We start from the raw sequence: 7,518 nt of genomic DNA, 5'->3' as shown, positions 1-7,518 counted from the left end.
GAACATGAAGAAGATCGCCCTTCACCTAGAAAGGAGGGCTTCGGAGGGATAACCCGCCCCTCCGAAGCCCTCAAGTATTGAAAAAGAAACCCGACGTTTAAAAAAACGTGGGTTTCTCTACAACCTGGGACCCGCTGCCCGTTGCAGCGGGTCCCTTTTTTTGTCCGGGCGGCAATGGAAACCCTCCGCAACGCACGCGCGAAGCATCCGAAAGCGCCCCCTCGGCACGGTCCGCCCCGATTGGGAACAGCTGGAAAAGTAAAAATACCCCACCAAAACCAAAACGAGCCTCATGTCGCCCCGTCTCCCGCTTCGGTAAGATGAAGGGAAGGGCGCGAAGCGGCGCGGACAAGAGGCGGTCATTCCCTCCCGCAATCGAATTCCCGTGATTTTAACCATTCTTTAAAAAATTCGTGGTGGTGATGCGGTATTTTGTATATATTGAATATAATGAATATTAATGGGGGCGATGGCAGGATCAGGCGCTTGCCGCGGCGGAGAAGCATGGACCGGCCACGGCGAACGACAGCGGCAACGTATTCCGTTTTTCAGTAGTGTAATCGCTTTCAAATCTTATTTCCGAAAGAGCTGATCGCTATTCTGACCTCTGAATTGAACGCCATGCTGAACCGGCGCGGCGTCGGCCGTGACGATATCGTCTACGCGATGGTTTGCGACCGGACGACGGACGGCAGGTTTCTGGACACGCATCTGATCCTGACCGGCGATCGGCTTCTGATCGCGGCGAGCTTGGAAGAACCGGCGACGGAAAAAACGTACAAGGGCTATGCGGCCGGCAAGCCGGGCCGGCACGACGACTCCCGTCCGGGCGGCGGCGCCGGGTGGTCGCTGGAGGAGATCGGCCTGGACCGGATCGAATCGCTCGCCGTCGTCAATCTCGTCGCCTCCGGCATGATCGTCGTCCGGGCGGAAGAGGAGCGCGTCGTCGCGGCCTTCACGAACGGCGAGATGGGCCGGGCGTCGCGCTTCGCCTCCGCCTTCGAGAAGCTGAAGAAGGGCGAGCCGCTCGACGAGCTGCAGCTGCACGAGGAGCACGGGCAGGCGGCATGCCCGAAGTGCGGCATGATTTACCCGGAGGAAGGCCGGCAGGTTTGCCCGAAATGCATGAAGAAGCACGCGATCTTCGCCCGGCTGCTCTCCTTCGCGGGGCACTACCGGAGCTCCATCGTTCTGATCATTCTGTTCATGCTGCTCAACTCGGGCACCAGCCTCGTCATCCCGTACCTGCAGGGCACCGTGCTGATCGACCAGGGGCTGGGCGGGGAAGGCCCTTTCGCGCACCGCATCGGCCTGATCGTCGCGCTCATCATCGGGTTCCGGACGCTGGCGCTCCTGTTCGGCGTGCTGTACGGCGTCATCAACGCGAAGATGTCGGCGAACATCGCCTTCGACCTGAAGGCGAGCGTGTTCTCGGCGATGCAGCGGCTGTCGCTCAGCTTCTTCCAGCGCAAGCAGACCGGCCAGCTGATGACCCGCGTGAACAACGACGCGACGGAGCTGCAGTACTTCTTCGTCGACGGCATGTCCTACTTCATCGTCAACGCGATGAACATCATCGGCATCACCGTCGTCCTCCTCGCGCTGGACTGGAAGCTGACGCTGCTCTGCTACATCCTGCTGCCGGTCGTCGTCGTGCTCGTCCGCAAGTCGTTTCCGCGGCTGTGGCGGCTGTCGTGGCGCAGGCACCGGACGATCAGCCGGATGAACGCCATCATCAGCGACACCATCCGCGGCACGCGGGTCGTCAAGGCGTTCGGCAAGGAGCAGAAGGAGATCGAACGGTTCCATACGGCCAACCAAGCGTATTCCCACGCGGATCAATCGTTCAACAAGTTCGGCGGCACCGTGTTCCCGGTGCTGAACATCTTGACGCAGACCGGCGGCATTCTGATCTGGGCGTTCGGCGGCTGGATGGTCATGGGCGGGACGATCTCCTTCGGCAAGGTGCTGACCTTCGTCAGCTACATGCACATGCTGTATGGGCCGATTCAGTTCATGAACAACATCGTCAGCTGGTGGTCGTACTGCATGTCCGCCGCGCAGCGCATCTTCGAGATCCAGGACGCGGTGCCCGAGGTGTCCGAGAAGCCGGACGCCGTGCACCTGGAGCGCATGCGCGGCGAGATCGAGGTCGCGAACGTCGTCTTCGGATACGAGCCGAACAAGGCCATCCTGAAGCAGGTCTCGATGCGCGCGAAGCCGGGCCAGATGATCGGCGTCGTCGGCCACTCGGGGGCCGGCAAGTCGACGCTCGTCAATCTGATCTCGCGCCTGTACGACGTCTCCGAGGGCGAGGTGCGCATCGACGGCATCAACGTCAAGGAGCTGTCCGCGGCGTCGCTGCGCGGCAACATCGGCATCGTCTCGCAGGACGTGTACGTGTTCTCGGGCAGCATCGCGGAGAACATCGCCTACGCCGACCCGGACTGCAGCCTCGAAGATATCATCTACGCGGCCAGCGTCGCGCACGCGCACGACTTCATCATGAAGCTGCCGGACGGGTACGACACGATCGTCGGCACCGGCGGGCACAACCTGTCCGGCGGCGAGAAGCAGCGGCTGTCCATCGCGCGGGCGGTGCTGCACAATCCGCGCATCCTCATCCTCGACGAGGCGACCGCTTCGCTCGATACCGAGACGGAGCTGCACATTCAGGCGGCGCTGGACGCGCTCGTCAAAGGCCGGACGACGATCGCCATCGCGCACCGGCTGTCGACGCTCCGCAACGCGGACTACCTCCTCGTCATGGACAACGGGAAAGTGGCGGAGAGCGGAACCCACGAAGAGCTCATGGCGCGCAAGGGCGCGTACTTCGACCTCGTGAAGAAGCATGACGAGGCGCTAAAAATGAACGAGGTGATCTCTGCATGACGGCCAATGCCGGCGCTTCCGGCCGGGAAGCGGAAGCCGCGAAGACGGAGGCGTCCGCCGAACTGTCGGACGCCGCGAATATCAAGTACCTGACGGACGACAACGCGTCGTTCGAGAAGACCGAGGGCCGGATGCTCTCCGTCCTCGCGGACGGCGAGGCGCATCCGGCGGTGTACGTCCACTGTTCCTTTCCGCACACGAACCGGCGGATCTATCTGTCGATCCGGACCATCGAGAACAAGGAGATCGGCATGATCCGCGATCTGGACGATTTTCCGGCGGAGACCGCCCGGCTGCTGGAGGAGCAGATTCAAATCCGGTATTTCGCGCCCGAGATCACGCGGGTGGTCGCCGTGAAGGAAGAGTTCGGCTACGCCTACTGGGAGGCGGAGACGACGGCGGGCTTGTGCCGGTTCACGGTGCGCGGCGGGGGCGGCCACACGAAGCTGATCGGCCCGGGCCGTCTGCTCGTCACCGACGTGGACGGCAACCGGTTCGTCATCCCGGACCTCGCCCGCCTGAGCGACAAGGAATACCGGATGGTCGAAACGAGCATGTAAGCCAAGCGGCTGGACAAAGGGGAGTAGCTTCCGCATGAATCTCAATTTCAAGCTGGCCGGAGCGGATCTGGCCGCGGCGCAAGAAGCCGTCGGAGACGTCCGGTACTGCGTGCCCGCCGACTTATCGCTGTCCGGCCGACGGATGCCGGGCTTCCTGGCCATCGGGGACGAGAGCTGGGCGTACGTCGAGAACGGGCGCGCGTTGGAGCGCCGCCCGATCGCGGACGGAACCGCCTATAAGATCGTGCCGCTGATCGGCAGCGCGGTGCTCGAGGCCGAGATCGACGGGGCCAAGCGGATTCTCGTCCGCGTCACGATGCAGCATGCGGCGCGGTACGGCTTCATCGCGCAAATCCTGAACGACCTGTCGGCCAAGCGGCCGATCCGGATTTACAACAACGAGGAGGAGGCGGTCTGCGCCAAGTGCGGCGGACCGCTCATCGCCGGCACGCGCGTCTGCCCGACCTGCACGAACAAAGCGGCCGCGCTCAAGCGGCTGCTCGCGGTATCGGGCGGGCACTGGAAGATGCTGACGCTCGGCCTCGCCGTCTTGTTCGCGTCGTCGGGGATCGCGCTGGCCGGTCCGCATTTCCAGAAGCTGCTCGTCAACGCCGCCCTGCAGCCGCCGCCGGGCGAGAGCGCGGACAAGGGGATGTTCGTCCTCGGGATCGCGGGCATGCTGGCCGTGCTCGTCTTCGGCGAGCTGCTGGCCATCTCGAAGAGCCGGATCATGGCCGGCGTCAGCTCGGGCATCGCGGCGGATTTGCGCAAGATGGTCTTCGACAAGACGCAGCAGCTCTCGCTCGGCTTCCTGTCCTCGCAGCGGGCCGGCGACGTGATGAACCGGATCACGTCCGATACCGACCGGATCCGGCATCTCATCCAAGAGCTGTTCACGACGGCGATCTTCCAATTCATCATGCTGGTCTGCGCGAGCTATCTGCTGTTCCACGCCGATTGGCGGCTGGCGGTCGTCGTGCTGATTCCCGCGCCGCTCGTCGCGCTCCTTCACCGGTACATCTGGAAGAAGGTGCTGTGGCGGCTCTTCTCGCTGCAATGGCGGGTGTACGACAAGGCGAATTCGTTCCTGCACGACGTGCTGAGCGGCATTCGCGTCGTGAAGGCGTTCGGGAAGGAAGAGCGCGAGATCAAGCGGTTCCGCGACTATAACGGCGAATTCGCGGCGGCGTCGGTGAAGAGCGAGAAGCTGTTCAGCATCCTCTCGCCGATCACGAACTATCTCATCGAGCTGGGGCAATACTTCGTGCTGCTGATCGGCTGCGGGATGATTCTCGACAAGCAGATGGACATCGGCGAGCTGATTCAGTTCAGCGCGTACGCCTCGATGATCTTCGGGCCGATCGCCTGGATGATGTTCCTGCCGCGGTGGGTCGCGAACGCGGCCATCGCGGTCGACCGCGTCTTCTCGGTCATCGACGAGCAGCCGGAGGTGCAGGATACGGAGCACAGCGGCAAGCACGCGATCCAGGGGCATATCGCCTTCCGCGACGTCGTCTTCGGCTACAAGACCTACGAGCCCGTGCTGAAGGGGATCAGCTTCGAGGTGAAGCAGGGCGAGATGATCGGCCTCGTCGGCCACTCGGGCTCCGGCAAGTCGACGCTGATCAACCTCGTCTCCCGGTTCTACGACGTGACGGACGGCGCGGTGCTGATCGACGGCGTCGATATCCGTTCGATCAAGCAGGAGGAGCTGCGATCGCAGATCGGCGTCGTGCTGCAGGAGACGTTCCTCTTCACCGGCACGATCATGGACAACATCCGCTATTCCAAGCCGGACGCGACGTACGAGGAGATCATTCAGGCGGCGAAGGTCGCGAACGCGCACGGATTCATCATCAACTTCCCGGACGGGTACGACACGATGCTCGACGAGAACGGCAACAACCTGTCCGGCGGCGAGCGGCAGCGGCTGGCCATCGCGCGGGCGGTGCTCCATAATCCCCGCATCCTGATCCTGGACGAAGCGACCGCCTCCCTCGATATCGATACGGAGACGGCGATTCAGGAAGCGCTGCGGCGGGTGACCAAGAACCGGACGACGATCGCGATCGCGCACCGGCTGTCCACCCTCCGCCACGCCGACCGCCTGCTCGTGCTGGAGAAGGGCGAAGTTGCCGAGGTCGGCACGCACGCGGAGCTGCTCGAGAAGCAAGGAATCTATCACGGCCTCATCCACGCCCAGCGCAACATGATGAAGAAGCAGGAGCAGGGGAACGGCGAGCCCGTGGAAATCACGGCTTAACCGGCCGTTGCGGTTTACGCGGGGACGGCGGCGTAAAGCGGACGATAACGACAAGCGGAAGCGCGAAGGAGCGATGGCTATGCTGAAACTGATGATTGTCGACGACGAGCTCTGGATCCGGGAAGGGCTGAAGCAGACCGTGGATTGGCCGGCGCACGGCATCCGCCTGATCGGCGAAGCCGAGAACGGGAAGCAGGCGCTGGAGCTGGCCGCTTCGGAAGCGCCCGATATCATCCTGTCGGATATCCGGATGCCCGGCATGGACGGGATGGCGCTCATGGAGGAGGCGAAGCGGCAGGGCATCGACGCGAAGGTGATCCTGATCAGCGGCTTCAGCGACTTCGCCTATGCGCAGCGGGCCGTCCAGCTGGGCGCGTTCGACTATATGCTGAAGCCGATCGAAGAAGACGTGCTGCTCCGCATCATCGACCGCTGCACCGCCGAAATCCTGCAAAAGCGAAAGCTGTCCTCGCGGCTCACGAAGCTGACGGAGCTGGCCCGGGAGAGCGTCCCGCTGGCGAGGCAGAAACATCTGGAGCTGTGCTTGTCCCGGCCGATGGCCGAGCATGAGCTGCAGCCGATCTGGCGGGCGCTCGACATCGATTTGAATCCCGACCGGCTCGTCGTCCTGTCCGCGGTCGTCCACGATTGGGGCGAGCGCGGGCTGAGCGAGCAGGGCTGCGCGCTCATGCGCTATGCCCTGGGGAAGCTCATGGAGGAGACGCTCGCCGAAGAAGGCGGACGCGCCCTCGCTTGTCCGCTGCAGGAGCATGCGTACGCGGACGCGGCGGTCTTGGCCGATCCCGGCGCGGCGGACGCGCCCGGCGAATGCGCCGCCGTGCGGCGGAGCGCCGAACGGGCCGCGCTGCGGGCGCAGCAGGTGCTGGGGATCCGCATCAGCATCGGCGCCAGCGGGACGGTCGACCGCAGACAGCTTTCTTCCGCCTTTAGGGAAGCGCTTACAAACAACATGGGCTATTTCGTGCACGGCGGCGACCGCGTCTTTGCGGGGGCCGACGGCGGGCTCGCGCCCGCCGGCCGCTGCGGCGCGAACGGCGGCGGCTCCGATTGCCGCAAAGGCGAGGCGCAGCCGGCCGCGCCCAAGGAGCCGGAAGCGCCGCGCGACGAGCCCGTTCAAGCCGCGAACCGGACGGAGCTGCTCGATACGTCCTTGTCCAACCGGATGATTCACGCCCTGCAGCTCTCGGACGGCTGCCGTCTCGCGGCCCTGCTCGACGAACAGCTGGAGCGGCTCCGCGAGTCGGCGAAGCATAGCCCCGCCATGAGCGTCCGCAGCGAGCTGAACCTGTTCATCGACCTGCTGCTCTCGAAATGGCGGGAGCACTGCAAGTCCGACGAGGCCCTGCGCCTGCTCAAGCTGCAGCTGTACCGCTGCCCGCTGCAGGATTGGAAGGCGACGGTACTGGCGGCGTTTCTTCCGCATCGCGCCGGGGAAGCGGCCGCCGCTCCGTCGACGAAGCGCGCCATCGACAAGGCGCTGCGCTACATCCACGACAACTTCCACCGGGGCATCAGCCTCGGCGACGTGGCCGAAGCCATCTACTTGAATCCCTCGTACTTCAGCCGGATGTTCCACGCGGAAGTCGGGGAGCCGCTCAGCAAGTATCTCATCCGGATGCGGATGTCGAAGGCCAAGGAGCTGCTCGAGCAGACGCCGCTGAAAGTGTACGAAATCGCGGACCTCGTCGGCTACAAGGATTTCCGGCACTTCGTGAAAACCTTCAAGGAATGGGAAGGGATGACCCCCGCCCAATTTCGCAACTACGGCGCTTAAGAAGCGGG

General features: G+C 63.9%; 4 protein-coding genes. All 4 read left to right on the top strand.

Annotated elements, in window-relative coordinates:
- Window positions 1-621: 621 nt before the first annotated feature.
- Window positions 622-2,892, top strand: coding sequence for an ABC transporter transmembrane domain-containing protein (locus I8J29_RS30210; RefSeq protein ID WP_208851026.1), 2,271 nt, complete (start codon window positions 622-624; stop codon window positions 2,890-2,892).
- Window positions 2,889-3,452 (top strand): DUF1854 domain-containing protein, encoded by a 564-nt coding sequence (locus I8J29_RS30205; protein ID WP_208851025.1) that lies wholly within the window; start codon window positions 2,889-2,891, stop codon window positions 3,450-3,452. The genes I8J29_RS30210 and I8J29_RS30205 overlap by 4 nt, the downstream gene beginning before the upstream one ends.
- Before the next feature lie 34 nt (window positions 3,453-3,486).
- Window positions 3,487-5,715 carry an ABC transporter ATP-binding protein gene (locus tag I8J29_RS30200; RefSeq protein WP_208851024.1) on the top strand — a complete coding sequence of 743 codons (2,229 nt, stop codon included), beginning with the start codon at window positions 3,487-3,489 and terminating at the stop codon, window positions 5,713-5,715.
- A 79-nt stretch (window positions 5,716-5,794) separates the two neighbouring features.
- The gene (locus I8J29_RS30195) at window positions 5,795-7,510 is read left to right on the top strand and encodes a response regulator (protein ID WP_208851023.1); all 1,716 of its coding nucleotides are present in this window, start codon (window positions 5,795-5,797) and stop codon (window positions 7,508-7,510) included.
- Window positions 7,511-7,518 lie beyond the last annotated feature (8 nt).

Source organism: Paenibacillus artemisiicola (genome assembly GCF_017652985.1).
GTDB classification, from domain to species: Bacteria; Bacillota; Bacilli; order Paenibacillales; family Paenibacillaceae; genus Paenibacillus_Z; species Paenibacillus_Z artemisiicola.
The sequence above is the reverse complement of the archived record's forward strand: the minus strand, read 5'-3'. Positions and strand labels throughout refer to the sequence as shown.